Source organism: Catenuloplanes japonicus, assembly GCF_000717135.1.
In the GTDB taxonomy this organism is placed as follows: domain Bacteria; phylum Actinomycetota; class Actinomycetes; order Mycobacteriales; family Micromonosporaceae; genus Catenuloplanes; species Catenuloplanes japonicus.
In genome coordinates this window covers 140,925-156,866 of the sequence record NZ_JNXY01000004.1, presented here as the reverse complement: position 1 = coordinate 156,866, position 15,942 = coordinate 140,925, and the positions used below count along the sequence as shown (strand labels likewise).

The 15,942-nt window shown below is 71.4% G+C and carries 14 protein-coding genes; 5 read left to right on the top strand and 9 right to left on the bottom strand.

Annotated features, from left to right (window positions below; translation table 11 throughout):
* Window positions 1–89 precede the first annotated feature (89 nt).
* Window positions 90–1,556 carry an MFS transporter gene (locus OP04_RS07390; RefSeq protein WP_033338781.1) on the top strand — a complete coding sequence of 489 codons (1,467 nt, stop codon included), beginning with the start codon at window positions 90–92 and terminating at the stop codon, window positions 1,554–1,556.
* Between the two features lie 1,381 nt (window positions 1,557–2,937).
* Here OP04_RS07390 and OP04_RS07385 read toward each other — a convergent pair.
* The 8 genes from OP04_RS07385 to OP04_RS07350 all read right to left on the bottom strand — a co-directional run bounded on the left by OP04_RS07385 (window position 2,938) and on the right by OP04_RS07350 (window position 11,273).
* Window positions 2,938–3,696 (bottom strand): GntR family transcriptional regulator, encoded by a 759-nt coding sequence (locus tag OP04_RS07385; RefSeq protein WP_033338780.1) that lies wholly within the window; start codon window positions 3,694–3,696, stop codon window positions 2,938–2,940.
* Between the two features lie 49 nt (window positions 3,697–3,745).
* Window positions 3,746–5,176: an FGGY family carbohydrate kinase gene (locus tag OP04_RS07380; RefSeq protein ID WP_033338779.1), complete on the bottom strand. Its 1,431-nt coding sequence runs from the start codon at window positions 5,174–5,176 to the stop codon at window positions 3,746–3,748.
* Window positions 5,177–5,192: 16 nt separating this feature from the next.
* Window positions 5,193–6,638: an FGGY-family carbohydrate kinase gene (locus OP04_RS07375; protein WP_033338778.1), complete on the bottom strand. Its 1,446-nt coding sequence runs from the start codon at window positions 6,636–6,638 to the stop codon at window positions 5,193–5,195.
* Between the two features lie 25 nt (window positions 6,639–6,663).
* The gene (locus OP04_RS07370; protein ID WP_033338777.1) at window positions 6,664–7,500 is read right to left on the bottom strand and encodes a class II fructose-bisphosphate aldolase; all 837 of its coding nucleotides are present in this window, start codon (window positions 7,498–7,500) and stop codon (window positions 6,664–6,666) included.
* A 22-nt stretch (window positions 7,501–7,522) separates the two neighbouring features.
* Window positions 7,523–8,293 carry an ATP-binding cassette domain-containing protein gene (locus OP04_RS07365; RefSeq protein ID WP_033338776.1) on the bottom strand — a complete coding sequence of 257 codons (771 nt, stop codon included), beginning with the start codon at window positions 8,291–8,293 and terminating at the stop codon, window positions 7,523–7,525.
* The gene (locus tag OP04_RS07360; protein ID WP_033338775.1) at window positions 8,290–9,315 is read right to left on the bottom strand and encodes an ABC transporter permease; all 1,026 of its coding nucleotides are present in this window, start codon (window positions 9,313–9,315) and stop codon (window positions 8,290–8,292) included. The genes OP04_RS07365 and OP04_RS07360 overlap by 4 nt, the downstream gene beginning before the upstream one ends.
* A gap of 1 nt (window position 9,316) precedes the next feature.
* Window positions 9,317–10,393 (bottom strand): substrate-binding domain-containing protein, encoded by a 1,077-nt coding sequence (locus OP04_RS07355; protein ID WP_033338774.1) that lies wholly within the window; start codon window positions 10,391–10,393, stop codon window positions 9,317–9,319.
* 187 nt (window positions 10,394–10,580) lie between these two features.
* Window positions 10,581–11,273, bottom strand: coding sequence for an aspartate/glutamate racemase family protein (locus tag OP04_RS07350; RefSeq protein ID WP_033338773.1), 693 nt, complete (start codon window positions 11,271–11,273; stop codon window positions 10,581–10,583).
* A gap of 165 nt (window positions 11,274–11,438) precedes the next feature.
* Between OP04_RS07350 and OP04_RS07345 the strand changes: the two genes are divergently transcribed.
* From OP04_RS07345 to OP04_RS07330, 4 genes are read left to right on the top strand one after another with little or no spacing between them, the layout of a single operon-like run.
* The gene (locus OP04_RS07345) at window positions 11,439–12,344 is read left to right on the top strand and encodes an ATP-binding cassette domain-containing protein (protein WP_033338772.1); all 906 of its coding nucleotides are present in this window, start codon (window positions 11,439–11,441) and stop codon (window positions 12,342–12,344) included.
* Window positions 12,341–13,177: an ABC transporter permease gene (locus OP04_RS07340; protein ID WP_033338771.1), complete on the top strand. Its 837-nt coding sequence runs from the start codon at window positions 12,341–12,343 to the stop codon at window positions 13,175–13,177. Before OP04_RS07345 ends, OP04_RS07340 begins: the two co-directional genes overlap by 4 nt.
* Window positions 13,178–13,192: 15 nt before the next feature.
* Window positions 13,193–14,428 (top strand): sensor histidine kinase, encoded by a 1,236-nt coding sequence (locus OP04_RS07335; protein WP_232323504.1) that lies wholly within the window; start codon window positions 13,193–13,195, stop codon window positions 14,426–14,428.
* Window positions 14,425–15,087: a response regulator gene (locus OP04_RS07330; RefSeq protein WP_033338770.1), complete on the top strand. Its 663-nt coding sequence runs from the start codon at window positions 14,425–14,427 to the stop codon at window positions 15,085–15,087. Before OP04_RS07335 ends, OP04_RS07330 begins: the two co-directional genes overlap by 4 nt.
* On the opposite strand, the gene OP04_RS07325 is transcribed toward OP04_RS07330, so the two are convergent.
* Entirely contained in the window at window positions 15,088–15,927 is an 840-nt protein-coding gene (locus OP04_RS07325; RefSeq protein WP_033338769.1) for an NAD(P)H-binding protein, read from the bottom strand.
* Window positions 15,928–15,942: the final 15 nt, after the last annotated feature.

Below are 15,942 nucleotides of genomic sequence, written 5' to 3'. Positions count from 1 at the left end.
TCTACAGGCCATCGGAAGGAATCGACGTCACATCTTTAGTTTTCGACACGGTGTTGATAATTTTCGGCGCCGGGTCTAGCTTGGGGCTCATGCCCCTCCGTACCCGCCTCGCACTACCCGTCGCCTGCTACGCCGTGCTCCTCGTCTCCGCCCTCCAGACGCTCGTCGTCCCGGTCGTCGCAGACATCCAGCACGACCTCGGCGTCTCCACCAGCGCGGCCAGCTGGGTGGTCACCGCGAACCTGCTCGCCGCTGCCGTCCTCACCCCGATGCTCGGCCGCCTCGGCGACCTCCACGGCCGCCGCCCGGTCATGCTCGGCGTCCTGACCGTGGTGCTGCTCGGCTCCGTACTGGCGGCCACCACGGAAAGCCTGCCGCTGCTGCTGGCGGCCCGCGTCGCCCAGGCCGCCAGCTTCGGACTGTTCCCGCTGGCCATCGGCGTGCTCCGCGAGGAACTACCGCCCGCGCGGCTGACCGGTGCAATGGCGCTGGTCAGCGGCATGCTCTCGGTCGGCGCCGGCTTCGGCCTGGCCGTGACCGGCCTGCTGATGCGCAACGGCGGCGACTACCACCAGCTGTTCTGGCTGGCCACCGCGCTGGTCGCGGTCGGTCTGGCCGGTGTCTGGCTGCTTCCCCGGCGCGCGGGCGCGGCCACCGGCGGCCTCGACTGGGCCGGCGCGATCCTGCTCGGCGGCGGCCTGGTCCTGCTGCTCCTGCCGCTGGAGGAGGGCAACGGCTGGGGCTGGGGCTCGGCGAAGGTCATCGGCTCGCTGATCGCGGCCGTCGTCGTACTCACCGTGTTTGTCCTGGTCGAACGCCGCATTACGCATCCACTGGTCAGCACGCGCATGCTCACCCACCGCCCGATCGTGGTCGCGAACCTGGCCGGGCTGTTCCTCGGCTTCGCCATGTTCGCCGTGTTCCTGGCCGTCTCCGCCCTGGTCCAGACCCCGCACGAGGTCGCCGGCTACGGCTTCGGCGCGTCCGTGCTCGCGGCCAGCCTGGTCTACCTGCTGCCCGGCACCGCCAGCGGCGTGATCACCGCCCCGCTCGGCGGCCGCCTGGTCTCCCGCTTCGGCGCGAAGGCGACGCTGGTGATCGCCGCCGTGCTGGCCGGCCTCGGCTTCGCCATGCTCGCGGTGCTGCACAACGCCACCTGGCAGGTCATCCTGGGCGCGCTGGTGGTCAACAGCGCGGTAACGTTCGGTTACGCCGCCCTGCCCACGCTGCTCATCGCGAACGTCACCCCCGCCGAGACCGGCATCGCCAACAGCGTCAACTCGATCGCCCGCTCGATCGGCATGTCGCTCGGCACCGCCTTCGTGGTCACCATGATGACCCGCAACCCGATCCCCGGCCCGATCCCACTGCCCGCCGAGTCCCAGTTCACAACGGTCTTCGTCATCGGCGCATCCCTGGCCGCACTGGCCGCCGCCACCGTCGCCTTCCTCCTGCCCCACCCCCGCCGCCCCAACCCCACCGTCAGCGAGGCCGAGACCGACGACGTCCTGGGCGCCGCCGGCCTCGACGTCCCGATCACCCCCACCCGCGCCTGACCTCTCGCCCCCAGCCTCCACGCAGGCATCCGGAACACCCAAAATCAACCCCTGGAAGCCCTTCGCCTGAGGTGCGGCGGCTTCCCGCCACACCCACGGCGACCTTGGCGCCGATCGCACCTTGGCGCCGATCGCACCTTGGCGCCGATCGCACCTTGGCGCCGATCGCACCTTGGCGCCGATCGCACCTTGGCGCTGACGGCACCTGGCGCCGATCGCACCTTGGCGCCGATCGCACCTTGGCGCTGACGGCACCTGGCGCCGATCGCACCCTGGTGCCGGAAGGGCCCCGGCGCCGGAAGGGCCCACGCCGTACCTGCCGGGCGACCGCCACCCTCCATCCACGGCGAACCGGTGCGACACGGCCTGTGGATCATTGACGTCGACAGAATGGCGGTCGGCGAGTGGGCTTTGACCGCCATTCTGTCGACGTCAATGATCCACACACATGCGCGGGCGGCCCATCCGAAACGCTCGCGAACCCGCGCCCCTCTTATCGCGATATTTCGGGCACAGAACACCCAGTTGATCAAGGCGGATGCGGGACTCAAGATCCTTGCGTCTCTGGTGGCCCTTTCACGGGCCGGGAAAGGGCCACCAGAGACGCAAGGATCTTGAACAGCCCTACGGCCCGTCCACCGTCGCGTCTTTTGTCCTTTATGCGCAAGCACCCACAAAGGTGACCGCCTGGTTGCCCCGTCTGCCATCGACCCGCCCGCAGGGGAGCAGATCGTCGGTAGGGCCGCCACCAACGCTTCCGGCGGCAACCCGCGAAACGCAAGCCTGAACCCAACCACGACGCTGACCGGCGCCGGCCCGCCCGACGCAACCCTCAAACCCGGACCACCCACTGGACCGCGGAAAGTGCCCGCCCAAACGCGAGAACCACGCAGCCGCCACACGACAGACCAAAGCTGGCGGCCCTGCCGATGATCTGCTCGGCTTGTCCCGGGTCGATGGCAAACGGGGCAGCCAGGCCGCACGAAACCCGACCACCCACGAACCTGGGCCCAGCGCAGCCGAAGGGTGTTGGATCCTGCCCCGGAGCCGGAGCGCTCCCGCCGGAGGCAAAACAGCAACCAACCCACCCAACGCAACCAATAACACGAAATTTCGGGCGCGTCAGTGCCCGGTTGCCCGTGCCCGGTTGCCACCACTCCTCCCGCGGCACCGGACGCGCCTCGATCAACGCGAGCACGACGGTAGCCGCGTGCCCTTCCCCGACCACGGCGGAACCGGCTCCGACGCGAAGCGGCAAGCGGAGCGCCGGCGGAGTCTTGGCGCGCAGCGAGGTTTGCCCGCGGGAGCAAACGGACCGCCACCACGCCGGAAGCGGGAAATCAAGATCTTGATCTTCAAGAACGCGCACCGCAACCGTGCGTCAGGGTGTGCCGCGCGTGGTGGCGTCGACCGCGATGGGGACGATGTCCGTCCGGAGCCAGGTTTCGTAGTAGTCGTAGGGCACCAGGGACTTGTCCCAGGTCGTGGAGCGGATGCGCAGCAGCGCCGTGGCCGGCGGGATCTCCAGGTACGCGGCGATCTCTGGCGTGGCCGCGACCGCATGCAGGACCCGTCGGGCGCCGGCGGCCGCGTACCCGCCGGCCTGTAGCGCGGTGGTCAGCGACGAGCTGCCGTCACGGACTCCGGTGGCGGCCTCGACGACCGGCGCCACCGCGGGCGGCGTCCAGTTCATGCTGTAGAGGACGGGTTCGCCGTCGATGCTGCGGACCCGTTCGAGCACGAAGCCGGCCGAGTTGCGGGGGACGCGCAGGGCGGCGGCGACCTCGTCCGGGAGTTTCTGCTCGCCGGAGTGGACGACGCGGGTGGTCAGGCGCGGGTCGCCGTGGCCGAGGCCGCTCTCCAGGAAGCCGCCGAGGCCCTCGATCAGCCAGCCCTGCGGGGCCGTGGGCTCGGCGACGAAGTATCCGCGGCGTGCGACCTTGAGCGCGTACCCGTTGGTCTCGAGCATGTCGAGTGCCTGGCGGACGGTCGGGCGGGACAGGGAGAACTCGCGGTGCAGTTCGCTCTCGCCGGGCAGGCGTTCGCCGGGCTGCAGCTCGCCGTCCTGGATCCGGCCGAGCAGGACGTCGTAGAGCTGCACGTAGTAGGGCACCGGGGAGGCGCGTTTGATGTGCTTCATCGCACCTCCATTCGGCTCTGCAGGAATCTTACGGACAGGCGGCACGGGACTATGCGAGGGCGGTGTCGTAGGACAGTGCGGCCCGCGCGGCCCGGTGCTGACTCATGATCAGGTCTTCGGTGCGGGCGCCGGGGACGTCGCGGACGGTCGGGCTCCAGTCGGGGAACGTGCCGGTGAGCGCGCCGCCGGCCTGGACCGCGGCGCCGATCGAGACGTACTCGCCGGGTTCGGGCAGCAGCAGAGGCACGTCGATGATCTGGGTCAGTATCCGCTGCACGGCGGGGCTGCGGGCCGCGCCGCCGATGAGCAGCAGGCGGTCGATGGGTACGCCGCAGGCCCGCGCCGCCTCGATCATGACGACCTGGCTGGCGAGCATGCCTTCGATGACGGCGCGGGCGAAGTTCGGCCGGGTGAAGTTGGTGAGTGTGGCGCCGTGCAGGGACGCGGTGGCCTGCGGGAGGTCGGGCGTGCGTTCGCCCTCGAAGTAGGGCAGCAACGTCAGCCCGCCGGCGCCGGGCGCGGCCTCCAGGGCCAGCGTGGACAGTTCGCCGTAGGTGCAGCCGAGCAGGTTGATGCCGGCGTCGAGGTCGCGGGCCGCGTTCAGCGTGGCGGCCAGCGGCAGGTGGTCGCCGGTCGCGTCGGCGTAGCCGCACACCACGCCCGAGTAGTCGTGCACCGGTTTGGCGCTGCGGCTGTAGACCACGCCGGACGTGCCGAGCGACATGACGGCGTCGCCGACGCGCAGCTGCAGCGCGAGCGCGGCCGCGGCGTTGTCGCCGCTGCCCGCGCCGATGACCAGGCCGGGCGGGATGCCGGGGATGCCGTCCGCGGTGACGCCGGCGCGGTCCAGCGGGCCGAGCACCCGGGGCAGGCGCACGGACCTGCCGAGCGCGTGTACGACGAGGTCGGGGCAGTAGTCGCCGGTCTCACCGGACCAGTAGCCGGTGCCGCTGGCCTCGGAGCGGTCGGTGACGAGGTGGTCGAAGCCGGCCCGGCCGGGTCCGAAGCCCATCAGGCGCCAGGTGAGCCAGTCGTGGACGACCGCGACCGCAGCGGTACGACGCGCGGACGCCGGGTCGGTGTCGCGCAGCCAGCGCAGCTTGACCACGGTGTCGGAGAGCGTGATCGGCAGCCCGGTGCGCCGGATCCACTCGTCGAAGCCGATCTCCCGGTTGAGCGCGACGACCTGCGGGTGAGACCCGGTGTCGTTCCACAGTGGTGAGTCGCGGACGACCGCGCCGTCATCGTCGAGGAAGACGGGCGTGTGCTGCTGGCCGCTGACCGACAGTGCGGAGACGTCGTGGAGGCCGCCGGCCCGGTCCACGGCGAGCAGCAGCGCCTGCCACCACTCGTCCGGGTGGATGATCTTCTGCGGCGGGTGTGCGGCCCTGCCCTCGCGGACGAGCCGGCCGGTCCGCAGGTCGCGGACCTCCACCTTGCAGCTCTGGGTCGAGGAGTCGATCCCGGCTACCAGCGTCATGAGTTACCACCGTTGTTCACCATGAGAGTTGTCCGAGGTTCCGCATGACCGGGCGCATGGATTCGCGCCATTCCCGCAGCTGGGCGTGCCGGCCCGGGTCCGCCTCCACGAGCCACGGGTCGCAGGAGTCCCAGTCGCTGGTGTGCGCGGAGGCGAGTGCCTGGGCGCCGCGGGACACCACCTCGGGGAACGTGGAGACGCTCAGGTCCGCGCCGAGGAAGTCGGCCTTCAGGTGCAGCCAGAGCCGGTTCTCACTGGCCGGGCCGATGACCTTGATGGTGGTCGCGTCGGACCGGAACAGCTCCAGAACCGTGGCGAACTGAATGGCCAGACCCAGAAAACACCCGAAAACGATGTCCTCCGCGCGTACGCCGCTGCCGAGATTCGCGATGAGGCCACGCGCGGCCGCGGACTTCTCCGGCGGCGGGCTGCCCCGGAACTGCGGCACGACGACCGGGACGGCGGCGAGGTCGATCTGCCCGGACAGGTAGCGTTCGCTGAGCGCGGCCACGCAGGTCGCCAGCATCGACTCGGACATGCCGAGCATCCGCTGCAGCGTCTCGAACGCGGAGCCGCCGGTCGGGATCGAGGCGAAGAGCGTGTAGGCGGAGCCGTCGCAGGCCAGCCCGTTCGCCAGCATCGACCGGGCCGAGTAGTCGTCCAGGCTCGGCTCGTCGCGCAGCAGCAGCACGCCTTCGGTGGTGCCGGTGGAGTTGAGCACCTCGCCCTTGCGCAGGCCGGCCCCGGCCGCGCCGACCATGTGGTCGTGGCCGACCACGTGCACGCTCACCTCCGCGGGCAGCCCGGTGTCCCGGGCGACGGTGGCGGACAGCTCCTGGCCCTGGTCCGCGCGGCGCAGGCCGGGGAAGAGCGCCGGGTCGACGCCGGCCAGCGCGCACATCTCCGGCGACCACTCGCCGGCGCGCAGGTCGAGCGCCATGGTGCGGCTGGCCAGCGAGTATTCTGCCCAGCGGTGACCGGTGAGCCAGGCCGCGACGTACTCGGACACGTTGAGCCAGCGCAGATCCTCGGTGCCGTACGTGGTGTGCGCGACCGCCCAGGCGACCTTGGACAGCGAGTAGTTGGCGTTGGCGGGCAGCCCGGTGCGCCGGTAGACGCGGGTGCGGGCCGCGTGGTCGAGGCCGTTGATCAGGGCGGCGCCGCGCTGGTCGTGCCAGAGGATCATGGGGGAGCGCAGTTCCAGGCCGGGGCCGACGAGCCCGCCGGACTCGCCCACCCCGGCGATGGCGATGCGGGCCACGGCCTCCCGGTGCGCCGGGTCGAGGCTCCGGACGAATCGCACGATGATCGCCAGGAGCGCGTCCACGTCGTAGACGACTCCCCAGGAGTCGGTCACGTTGGGCGTGGGCTGCTTGTCGGACGCGAGCTGGTGGCCGTCGCCGTCGAAGAAGCCGAGTTTGATCCTGGTGGTGCCGATGTCGATCGTGATCGTGGGTTTCATCGTCCTGGTCCTCCGCGTGATCCCGTCAGATGCCGGGGTTCAGGGTTCTGATCCGGCTCTCGACGACGTCCGTGATGGCGCCCACGGCCGCGCGGGAGACCCGGATCAGCGCGTACTCCTTCGGGTTGGCCACATAGGCCTCGCCGAACGTCCTGATCATGGCGTTGCGCAGGTCGCTGGCGACGTTGACCTTCACGACGCCGTACTCGTGGAGCCGGCCGAGCTGTTCCGCAGGCAGGCCGGAGCCGCCGTGGATGACCAGCGGCACCGCGCTCGCCTCCTGCACCCGGCGCAGCAGGTCCATGTCGATGCGCACGTCCGGCGCGTAGCCGTGCACGTTGCCGACCGAGACCGCGAGCATCTGGCAGCCGGTCGCCTCGACGAACGCGGCCACCTGCGCGGGGTCGGTGGTGGCCTCGCGCTCCGGGCCGAGGTCGTCCTCCTTGCCGCCGATGCTGCCGAGCTCGACCTCGAGCGCGTAGCGGGGCGGGGTGAGCCGGCGGGCCTGCTGGGACAGCGACACGTTCTGGTCGTAGTCGTGCCCGGAGGCGTCCATCATGATCGAGGTGAAGCCGGCGGCCAGCGACGCGCTGACGTCGTCGAGCGTGCGGCCGTGGTCCAGGTGCAGCGCCACCGGTACGTCGACCGCGGCGAGCCGGCGGCTGACCATGTCGTAGATGTAGTCGTACCCGGAGAGCACCGCATTGGTCGGCGCGACCTGGATGAACGTGGGCACGCCGGTGTTCTCGATCGCCGCGACGATGCCCATCGTGGTCTCGATGTTGGTGGTGTTGAAGGCGCCCGCCACCAACCCCCTGGACATGCACTGTTCTATGACCTCAAGTCCACTGACCAGGCCCATGGTGTTTCCTCTCGATGAGACGTCAGAGCGTCGCGGCGCCGGTCATGATCGCGACGCCCTGGGTCATGTCGTGACTGGACGACGTGATGACGCCGGCGCAGCGGCCGAGCCGCTGGATGTGGATGCGGTCCGCGATCTCCCACACGTGCGGCATGTTGTGGCTGATCAGGATCACCGGCAGGCCACGGTCGCGCAGCGCCTTGATCGCGTCCAGGACCAGGCCGGACTCGCGGACGCCGAGCGCCGCGGTCGGCTCGTCGAGGACCACCAGCTTGGAGCCGAACGCGGCCGCGCGAGCCACGGCGATGGCCTGGCGCTGGCCGCCGGAGAGCGTCTCGACGCGCTGGCCGGGGTTCTGGATGGTGCGGATGCCGAGCTGCTGGACCGCGGCCATCGACTTCTCCCGCATGGCCTTGGTGTCCAGCAGCCGGAACACGGAGCCGAGCGGGCCGGGCCGGCGGATCTCGCGGCCGAGGAACATGTTCGTGGCGATGTCCAGCGCCGGCGACATGGCCAGCGACTGGTACACCGTCTCGATGCCCACGTCCTTGGCGTCCTGCGGGCGCCTGAACGAGACCGGCGTGCCGTCCAGTTCGAGCGTGCCGCCGTCCGGGACCAGCGCGCCGGTCAGGCACTGGATCAGCGTGGACTTGCCGGCGCCGTTGTCCCCGATGATCGCGAGCACCTCGCCGGGGAAGACATCCAGGTCGACGCCGTCCAGGCCGACGACGCGGCCGAACGTCTTGCGGATGCCGCGGGCCGACAGGACCGGGCGTCGCGTGCTCTCGGTCATGACCGCACCTTCCTGATCCACTGGTCGGCGGCGACGGCGGCGATGACGAGGACGCCGACGGCCAGCACGCGGTACTCGTCGTCGAGGCCGACCAGCGTCAGCCCGATGGCGAAGCTCTGCACGATCAGCGCGCCGAGCACGGTGCCGATGACGCCGCCGCGGCCGCCGAAGAGGCTGGTGCCGCCGATGACCACGGCCGTGATGCTGGCCAGGTTGGCGTCCACGACGCCGTTCGGCGAGGCGGCGCCGGCCCGGCCGATCAGCACCCAGGCGGCGATGCCGTAGATGACGCCGGCCACGATGTAGACGCTCAGCCGGACCCGGCTGACCGAGATGCCGGCGAGGCGGGCGGCCTCGGGCGCATCGCCGACCGCGAAGACGCGGCGGCCCCACGCGGTGAAGCCGAGCGCGTAGCCGACGGCCAGGTAGAGCACCGCCACCACGATGATGCCGACGTTGAGGTCCAGGCCGAACAGCGGGACCCGGGTGCCGGCCGCGGTCATCGCGCCGGGCATCTTGCTGCCCTGCACGGTGGAGCCGCCGGTGAGCATCAGCGTGATCGCGGTGAAGATGCTGAGCGTGCCGAGCGTGACGATGAACGGCGGCAGGTTGATCCGGGACACCAGCGCGCCGTTGACCAGCCCGCAGAGCGCGCCGATGAGCACGCCGATCAGGATCGCCGCGGGCGCGGGCACGCCGTGCTGCGAGGACAGCAGCGCGGAGGACATGCAGGCCAGGATCGCGGCCGCGCCGACGGACAGGTCGATGCCGCCGGTGATGATGATCAGCGTCTGGCCGACACCGAGCGCGGCGATGACCGCGGTCTGCTGCAGCAGCAGCGAGATCGCACGGGGCTGGGCGAAGTCCGGGTTCAGCGACGTGAACACCACGATGGACAGCACCAGCAGCACCAGCGGGCTGACCCAGGGGTGCTCGTGCAGCACATGCTGTGCACGGAGGGCGGGGGAGGCCCCGCGGCCGGTGGCCGCGGGACCCTTCGTCGAGGTCTCGGTGGCGCTCATGTCACCAGCAGATCTTCGCGCCGTCGGCGGTGGAGACGGACGTGACGCCGGCCTGCGCCTTGTCGGTGATCAGCGCGGTGCCGGTGTTGAAGAAGTCCAGCCCGTCGGACGGGGACGGCAGCGCGTTGCCCGCGACCTTGTCCGCGATCGCCTTCACGCCCAGCTCGGCCATCTTCACCGGGTACTGCTGCGAGGTGGCCGCTATGACGTTCTTCGAGACGTTCTCGACGCCGTCGCAGGAGCCGTCGATGGAGACGATCGTGACCTTGTCCTGCAGCCCGGCGGCCTGCAGCGCCTTGTAGGCACCGGCCGCGGACGGCTCGTTGATCGTGTAGACGAGGTTGATGTCCTTGTTCTTGGTCAGGCAGTTCTCCATCGCGGTACGGCCGCCGTCCTCCGCGCCGGTGGTCGGTTCCTGACAGGCGATCGTGTAGGTGCCACCGCCGCCGTACGTGCCGGACTGCGCCTCGTCGCCCTTCTTGGTCCTGTCCGCCAGGTCGATGCCCATGCCCTGGAGGAAGCCCTGGTCGCGGTTCAGGTCGGTCTGGATGGTCCGGTCGCTGAACTGGTCGAGCATGGCGATCACCGCGGGCTTGCCGGCCATGAACGTCTTCGACCACTCGCCGATCAGCTGGCCGGCCTGGAAGTTGTCGGTCGCGAACGTGAGGTCCGCGGTGTCGATCGGGTCCGGCGGCGTGTCCAGCGCGATCACGGTGACGCCCTTGGCGCGGGCGTCGTTCATGGCGTTGTTGACCGCGGGGCCGCTGGGCAGGATCAGGATGCCGTCCTGGCCCTTGAGCACGGCGTTCTCGATCTCGTCGATCTGGCCCTGCTCGTCGCCGTCCTTCTTCGCGGCCACGACCGTCAGGTCCACGCCGTGCTTCGCGGCCTCGGCCTTGGCGCCGTCGGCGAGCGCGGTGAAGAACGGGTTCTGCAGGTCTTTGAGGATCAGCGTCACGGTGGCGGACCCGTCGGAGTCCCCGGACGAACCGGAGCCGCAGGCGACGAGCGAGGTGAGCAGGGCAGAGGTGGCGGCCAGCGCCGCTACGACACGGAGTGCCCGGTGGGTTCGTGGCATGGAGATGTCTCCTTGAACGGAGGCGGTGCCGCCTCGCGAGTTGACGGTGTGACTGTATGCACGGCTCGTACCTCCTGTCGAGACTGTACGTACAACAAGTACGACTGGGTTCTACCTGCGGCGGAATGCACCGCCCAGAAGATAATGATTACTGACTCGCAGGGCTGTTTGTCCCGGAATGCCCAGGTCAGACGGACAGCGCGGCCTCGACCGCGGCCGCGCAGTGCAGCCGGGTCGACGCGAAGACCGGCACGTCGCTGTCGCTCTGGTCCACGAGCAGCTCGATCTCGGTGCAGCCGAAGACGATGCCCTGCGCGCCGGCCGTGGTCAGCCGCCGGATCACGCCGCGGTACGCCGCCCGTGACTCCGGCCGGACCACGCCCCGGCACAGCTCCGCGTAGATGATGTCGCTGACCAGGCGCCGATCCTGTGCGTTCGGCACCAGCACGCGCAGGCCGTGCGCGGCCAGCCGGTCGGACAGGAACGGCTCGGCCATGGTGAACCGGGTGCCGAGCAGCCCGACCGTGCGTACGCCCGCGGCCAGCGCCGCGGCCGCGGTCGCGTCCGCGATGTGCAGCAGCGGGATCCGTACCGCCGCCTGGATCTCGGGTGCGATCTTGTGCATCGTGTTCGTGCACAGGACCAGCAGCTCCGCGCCGCCCGCCTCCACGGCCCGTGCCGCGCGGCCCAGCTCGATCGCGGCGTCCACCCAGTGCCCGTCCGCCTGCATGCGCTCGATCGGCGCGAAGTCCACTGAGTACACCAGGCAGCGCGCGGAGTGCAGCCCGCCCAGCTGCTCCGCCACCATCTCGTTGATCAGCCGGTAGTACTCGGCCGTCGACTGCCAGCTCATGCCGCCGATGAGCCCGATCAGTCGCATGCCCAGAGCGTAACCGAGGGCGTCACCACTGGCACGTTGAGTGACCTTAGGGGTCGCACTGGTACCCAGGTACCAGTCGCCCGCGGCAGGAGTCGCCTTCGGTACCACGGAACGGCCGCCGCGCGCTCCTAGCGTGGAGATCATGAGGAACGAGGAGCGGGAATCATGATCGAGGTACGGCAGGTCACCAAGCGCTACGGGCCGAAGGTCGCGGTCGACGGGCTGACGTTCACGGCGAAGCCGGGGCAGGTCACCGGCTTCCTCGGGCCGAACGGCGCGGGCAAGTCCACCACCATGCGGATGATCATCGGGCTGGACAAGGCCACGTCCGGCACGGTCACCGTCAACGGGAAACGCTACGCGGAGCACGCGGCCCCGCTGCACGAGATCGGCGCGCTGCTCGAGGCGCGCTCCGTGCACCCGGGCCGCAGCGCGCGCAGCCACCTGCTGGCGCTGGCCCGCACGCACGGCATCCCGCGCTCCCGCGTCGACGAGGTACTGGACCTGGCCGGTCTCACCGCGGTCGCGGGCAAGCGGGCCGGCGCGTTCTCGCTCGGCATGGGACAGCGGCTCGGCATCGCGGCCGCGCTGCTCGGCGACCCGGCCGTGATCATGCTGGACGAGCCGGTCAACGGCCTCGACCCGGAGGGCGTGCTGTGGGTGCGCGGGCTGCTGTCCGGCCTGGCCGCGGAGGGCCGCACCGTGCTGCTCTCCTCGCACCTGATGGCCGAGACCGCGCTGATCGCGGACCACCTGGTCGTCGTCGGCAAGGGCCGGCTGCTGGCCGACACCAGCGTGGCCGAGCTGATCACCAGCGTGGGCGGCGGCGTGCGGGTCGGCAGCGACGAGGCGGACCGGCTGCGCGGCCTGCTGGCCCGGCCCGGCGTGAGCGTCTCCTCGGGCGCGGACGGCGAGCTGGACGTGACCGGCATGGACGCGCGCGAGATCGGCGCGATCGCCGGCGCGCACGGGGTGCCGCTGTTCCAGCTGACCACGCGCACCGCGTCCCTGGAGGACGCGTTCATGGACCTGACCAGAGACAGCGTCGAGTACGGGAGCGTGCCCGCATGACCACCATGACCGCCGAGCGCCCGGTAACGGTAGAAACAAGAAAACACACGGGAAAGCTGACGTTCCGCGGCGTGATGGCCGGGGAGTGGACCAAGTTCTGGTCGCTGCGCTCCTCATGGATCACGCTCGGCGTCTCGCTGCTGCTGATCGGCGCGCTGGGCGCGATCGCGGCGTTCGCCTACACGGCGAACCCCGGCGGCGACGAGGTCGGCCCGCCCGGCCCGCTCGGGCCGGACGGCATGGACGCGGTCTCGATCGCGATCTCCGGCACCACATTCGCCTCGCTGGCGCTGGGCGTGCTCGGCGTGCTGGTCAGCGCCGGTGAGTACAGCACCGGCCTGATCCGGGCCACGTTCGCGGCCGTACCCGCACGGCTTCCGGTCCTCTGGGCGAAGGCGCTGCTCTACGGCCCGATCGCGCTGATCGTCGGCGCGGTGGGTGCGCTCGCCGCGTTCGCCGTCGGCCTGCCGATCCTGGACGGCGAGCCGGTCGCGATGGCGTTCTCGGACGACAACGTGCTGCGCAGCCTGCTCGGCGTCGGCCTCTACCTGGGCCTGGTCGGCGTGCTGGGCGTGGCGCTCGGCGCGCTGGTGCGGTCCAGCGCCGGCGGCATCGCGATCCTGGCCGGTGGCCTGCTGATCCTGCCCGGCCTCGCCATGCTGCTGCCGTCCGACTGGTACGACGCGATCGACGGCTACCTGCCCAGCAACGCGGGCAGCGAGATCATGTCCACCACCTCGGACCGGCCCTGGATCGGCCTGGCGATCTTCGCGGGCTGGGTGGCCGCCACGCTCGCCGCGGCCGCGTACCGGCTGGTGAAGACGGACGCGTAAGACAGAATGAGCGCGATGAGCGACACCTGGCTGCTGCGGGCGCAGCAGAGGATGGCCGCCGCCGTTCGGCGGCGGCCCTGGGTGCTGGACCTGTTGGTGCTGGTCCCGGTCGTACTGTCCGGGCTCGGCGACGTGTTCGGCGACCGGCACGCCGCCGAGGGCGGCCCGTTCGGCGGCGACGAGTTCGGCACGCTGCCGCCCACGGTCACCGGTGCGCTGGTCGGGCTGCTGGTGTTCACGCTCTTCTGGCGGCGGCGGGCCCCCGCGATCGTGCTGGGCGTGGTCCTCGCGGTCGAGTTCGGCGTCTGGCTGGCCGGCGCGTGGCTGCAGGCCGGCATGGCGATGCTCCTCGCGCTGTACGCGCTGGCCCGGCACGGCAACCTGCGTACCCTCGCCTGGTTCTGCGGGGTGGTGGTGGCCCTGGTCGGCGTCGGCATGCACCTGCTGCTGCCGGTCGCGCACCCGTGGACCGGCATGTTCTTCATGATCGGTGTCGGGACCGCCGCGGTGGCGCTGGCGCTGACCGTGCGGACCCGGGCCGCCTACCTGGCCGCGCTGGAGGACCGCGCCCACCGCCTCGAGGTCGAGCGCGATCAGCGCGAGCGGCTGACCGCGGCCGCGGAACGGTCCCGGGTGGCGCGCGAGATGCACGACATCGTCGGTCACAATCTCTCCGTGATGATCGGTCTCGCGGACGGCGGCGCGGTGCTGGCGGCCAGCCGCGGCGAGTCCACGGCCGAGCCGCTGCGCCTGATCGGCGAGACCGGCCGGCAGGCGCTCGGCGAGCTGCGGCGCGTGCTGGGTGTGCTCCGTGACGGCACGACCGCGGCGCGGCTGAGCCCGCAGCCCGGCGTCGCGGACCTGGACGACCTGGTCCGGCGGGTGCGCGCGGCGGGGCTGACCGTCGACTACCGCACGACCGGCGAGGTGGGCGCGCTCGGCAGCGGCCTGCAGCTGACCGTCTACCGGATCGTGCAGGAGGCGCTGACCAACACGCTCAAGCATGCGGGCGCGGGTTCCGCGGCCACGGTCTCGGTGACCGCAGAGGATCACACGGTACGGGTGAGCGTGCGCGACACCGGCCCGTCCGCCGGGTTCGTGCCCGCGCCCGGTGACGAGCCCGGCCACGGCCTGGCCGGCATCCGTGAACGTGCCGGTCTCTACGGCGGCGAGGTGAGCGCGGGCCGCCACGGGTCCGGCGGCTGGCAGGTCGAGACGCTGCTCAACGACCGCCCGGCGGCGCTGGCATGACCACCGTCCTGATCGTCGACGACCAGCCCCTGCAGCGCCTCGGATTCACGATGCTCCTGGAGGGTACGCCCGGGATGTCCTCGGTCGGCGAGGCCGGGCACGGCGCCGAGGCGGTACGGATGGCCGCGGAGCTGCGCCCGGACGTGGTGCTGATGGACGTGCGCATGCCCGGCATGGACGGCATCGAGGCCACCCGGCGGATCGTGGCGCTCGGCGGGCGCACCCGCGTGCTGATCCTGACCACGTTCGACCTCGACGAGTACGTCTACGCCGGGCTGCGCGCCGGCGCCAGCGGCTTCCTGCTCAAGGACGCCCGACCGGAGGAGCTGATCGCCGGCATCCACGCGGTCGACGCCGGGGACGCCGTGGTCGCGCCGCGGCTGACCCGCCGCCTGATGGAGGCCTACACCCGCGATGCGACGCCGGCGCCCGGCGGGGACGCGCGGCTGACCGCGCTCAGCGAGCGTGAGCACGAGGTGCTGGTCGCGATCGGCCGCGGCTGGACCAACACCGAGATCGCGGAACGCCTGGTGCTGACCGAGTCGACCGTGAAGAAGCACGTCGGCCGGGTGCTGGCCAAGCTCGGCGCCCGCGACCGCGTCCAGGCCGTCATCATCGCCTACGACACCGGCCTGGTCCGCCCCGGTGACGCCGCCTGATCAGCGGAACGCGGCCACGTTGCGCACCGCCCACTCCGCGAACGTGCGCGGGGCGCGGCCGAGGACGCGCTCCACGTCCGGGCTGACGCGGACCTCGTCCGGGCTGGGGTTGCCCAGGATGTCCAGCGTGTCGTCGGCGACCTCGGGCGGCATGTTCGCGACCATGGCGGCCTTGGCCTCCTCCCGGGTCAGCTCGTGGAAGCGGACCGGCTCGCCGAGCGCCGCACCGATGGCCGCCGCCTGTTCCCGTGGTGTGATCGCCGACGGGCCGGTCAGCGCGTAGACGCCGCCGGTGTGCCGCTCGTCCAGCAGGCAGGCGGCCGCGACCTCGGCGATGTCCGCGGGGTCGATCGCGGGCACACCGACGTCGCCGAACGGCGCGGGCACCACCCGCCGCGTGCGGATGGACTCGGCCCACCACAGCACGTTGGAGTCGAAGCCGCCCGGCCGCAGGATCGCCCAGTCCGCACCGGAGGATCGCAGCGTGTCCTCGACCGCGCGGGTCGCGATCCGGGTCGTGCCGTACGGCCGGGTCACCACGCCCAGCGTGGAGAGCATGACGATCCGGCGGACGCCGGCGTCGACGGCCTGGCCGATCAGGTCCGCCGGGCGGGCCCCGGGCGCGTGCAGATCGCCGGAGAGCAGCAGGAACAGTGCCTTCGCGCCGTCCAGTGCGGGTGCGAGGCCGTCCGGCACGGACAGGTCGGCCGCGACGTGCCGCACGCCGTCCGGCACCGGTGCCGCGGTGCGGGACACGGCGGTCACCTGCTGTCCCTGCGAGGCCAGCGCCTGCGTCAGCGGCCGGCCCACGTTGCCGGTCGCCCCGGTGATCACGATCATGACGTACTCCCTGTG

What these genes read in the sequence shown, in the direction of transcription:
- OP04_RS07350 (WP_033338773.1), bottom strand. Translation starts at nt 11,273, where the DNA reads ATGCGACTGATCGGGCTCATCGGCGGCATGAGCTGGCAGTCGACGGCC.
- OP04_RS07365 (WP_033338776.1), bottom strand. Translation starts at nt 8,293, where the DNA reads ATGACCGAGAGCACGCGACGCCCGGTCCTGTCGGCCCGCGGCATCCGC.
- OP04_RS07370 (WP_033338777.1), bottom strand. Translation starts at nt 7,500, where the DNA reads ATGGGCCTGGTCAGTGGACTTGAGGTCATAGAACAGTGCATGTCCAGG.
- OP04_RS07340 (WP_033338771.1), top strand. Translation starts at nt 12,341, where the DNA reads ATGACCACCATGACCGCCGAGCGCCCGGTAACGGTAGAAACAAGAAAA.
- OP04_RS07330 (WP_033338770.1), top strand. Translation starts at nt 14,425, where the DNA reads ATGACCACCGTCCTGATCGTCGACGACCAGCCCCTGCAGCGCCTCGGA.
- OP04_RS07380 (WP_033338779.1), bottom strand. Translation starts at nt 5,176, where the DNA reads ATGACGCTGGTAGCCGGGATCGACTCCTCGACCCAGAGCTGCAAGGTG.
- OP04_RS07345 (WP_033338772.1), top strand. Translation starts at nt 11,439, where the DNA reads ATGATCGAGGTACGGCAGGTCACCAAGCGCTACGGGCCGAAGGTCGCG.
- OP04_RS07360 (WP_033338775.1), bottom strand. Translation starts at nt 9,315, where the DNA reads ATGAGCGCCACCGAGACCTCGACGAAGGGTCCCGCGGCCACCGGCCGC.
- OP04_RS07355 (WP_033338774.1), bottom strand. Translation starts at nt 10,393, where the DNA reads ATGCCACGAACCCACCGGGCACTCCGTGTCGTAGCGGCGCTGGCCGCC.
- OP04_RS07385 (WP_033338780.1), bottom strand. Translation starts at nt 3,696, where the DNA reads ATGAAGCACATCAAACGCGCCTCCCCGGTGCCCTACTACGTGCAGCTC.
- OP04_RS07390 (WP_033338781.1), top strand. Translation starts at nt 90, where the DNA reads ATGCCCCTCCGTACCCGCCTCGCACTACCCGTCGCCTGCTACGCCGTG.
- OP04_RS07375 (WP_033338778.1), bottom strand. Translation starts at nt 6,638, where the DNA reads ATGAAACCCACGATCACGATCGACATCGGCACCACCAGGATCAAACTC.
- OP04_RS07325 (WP_033338769.1), bottom strand. Translation starts at nt 15,927, where the DNA reads ATGATCGTGATCACCGGGGCGACCGGCAACGTGGGCCGGCCGCTGACG.
- OP04_RS07335 (WP_232323504.1), top strand. Translation starts at nt 13,193, where the DNA reads ATGAGCGACACCTGGCTGCTGCGGGCGCAGCAGAGGATGGCCGCCGCC.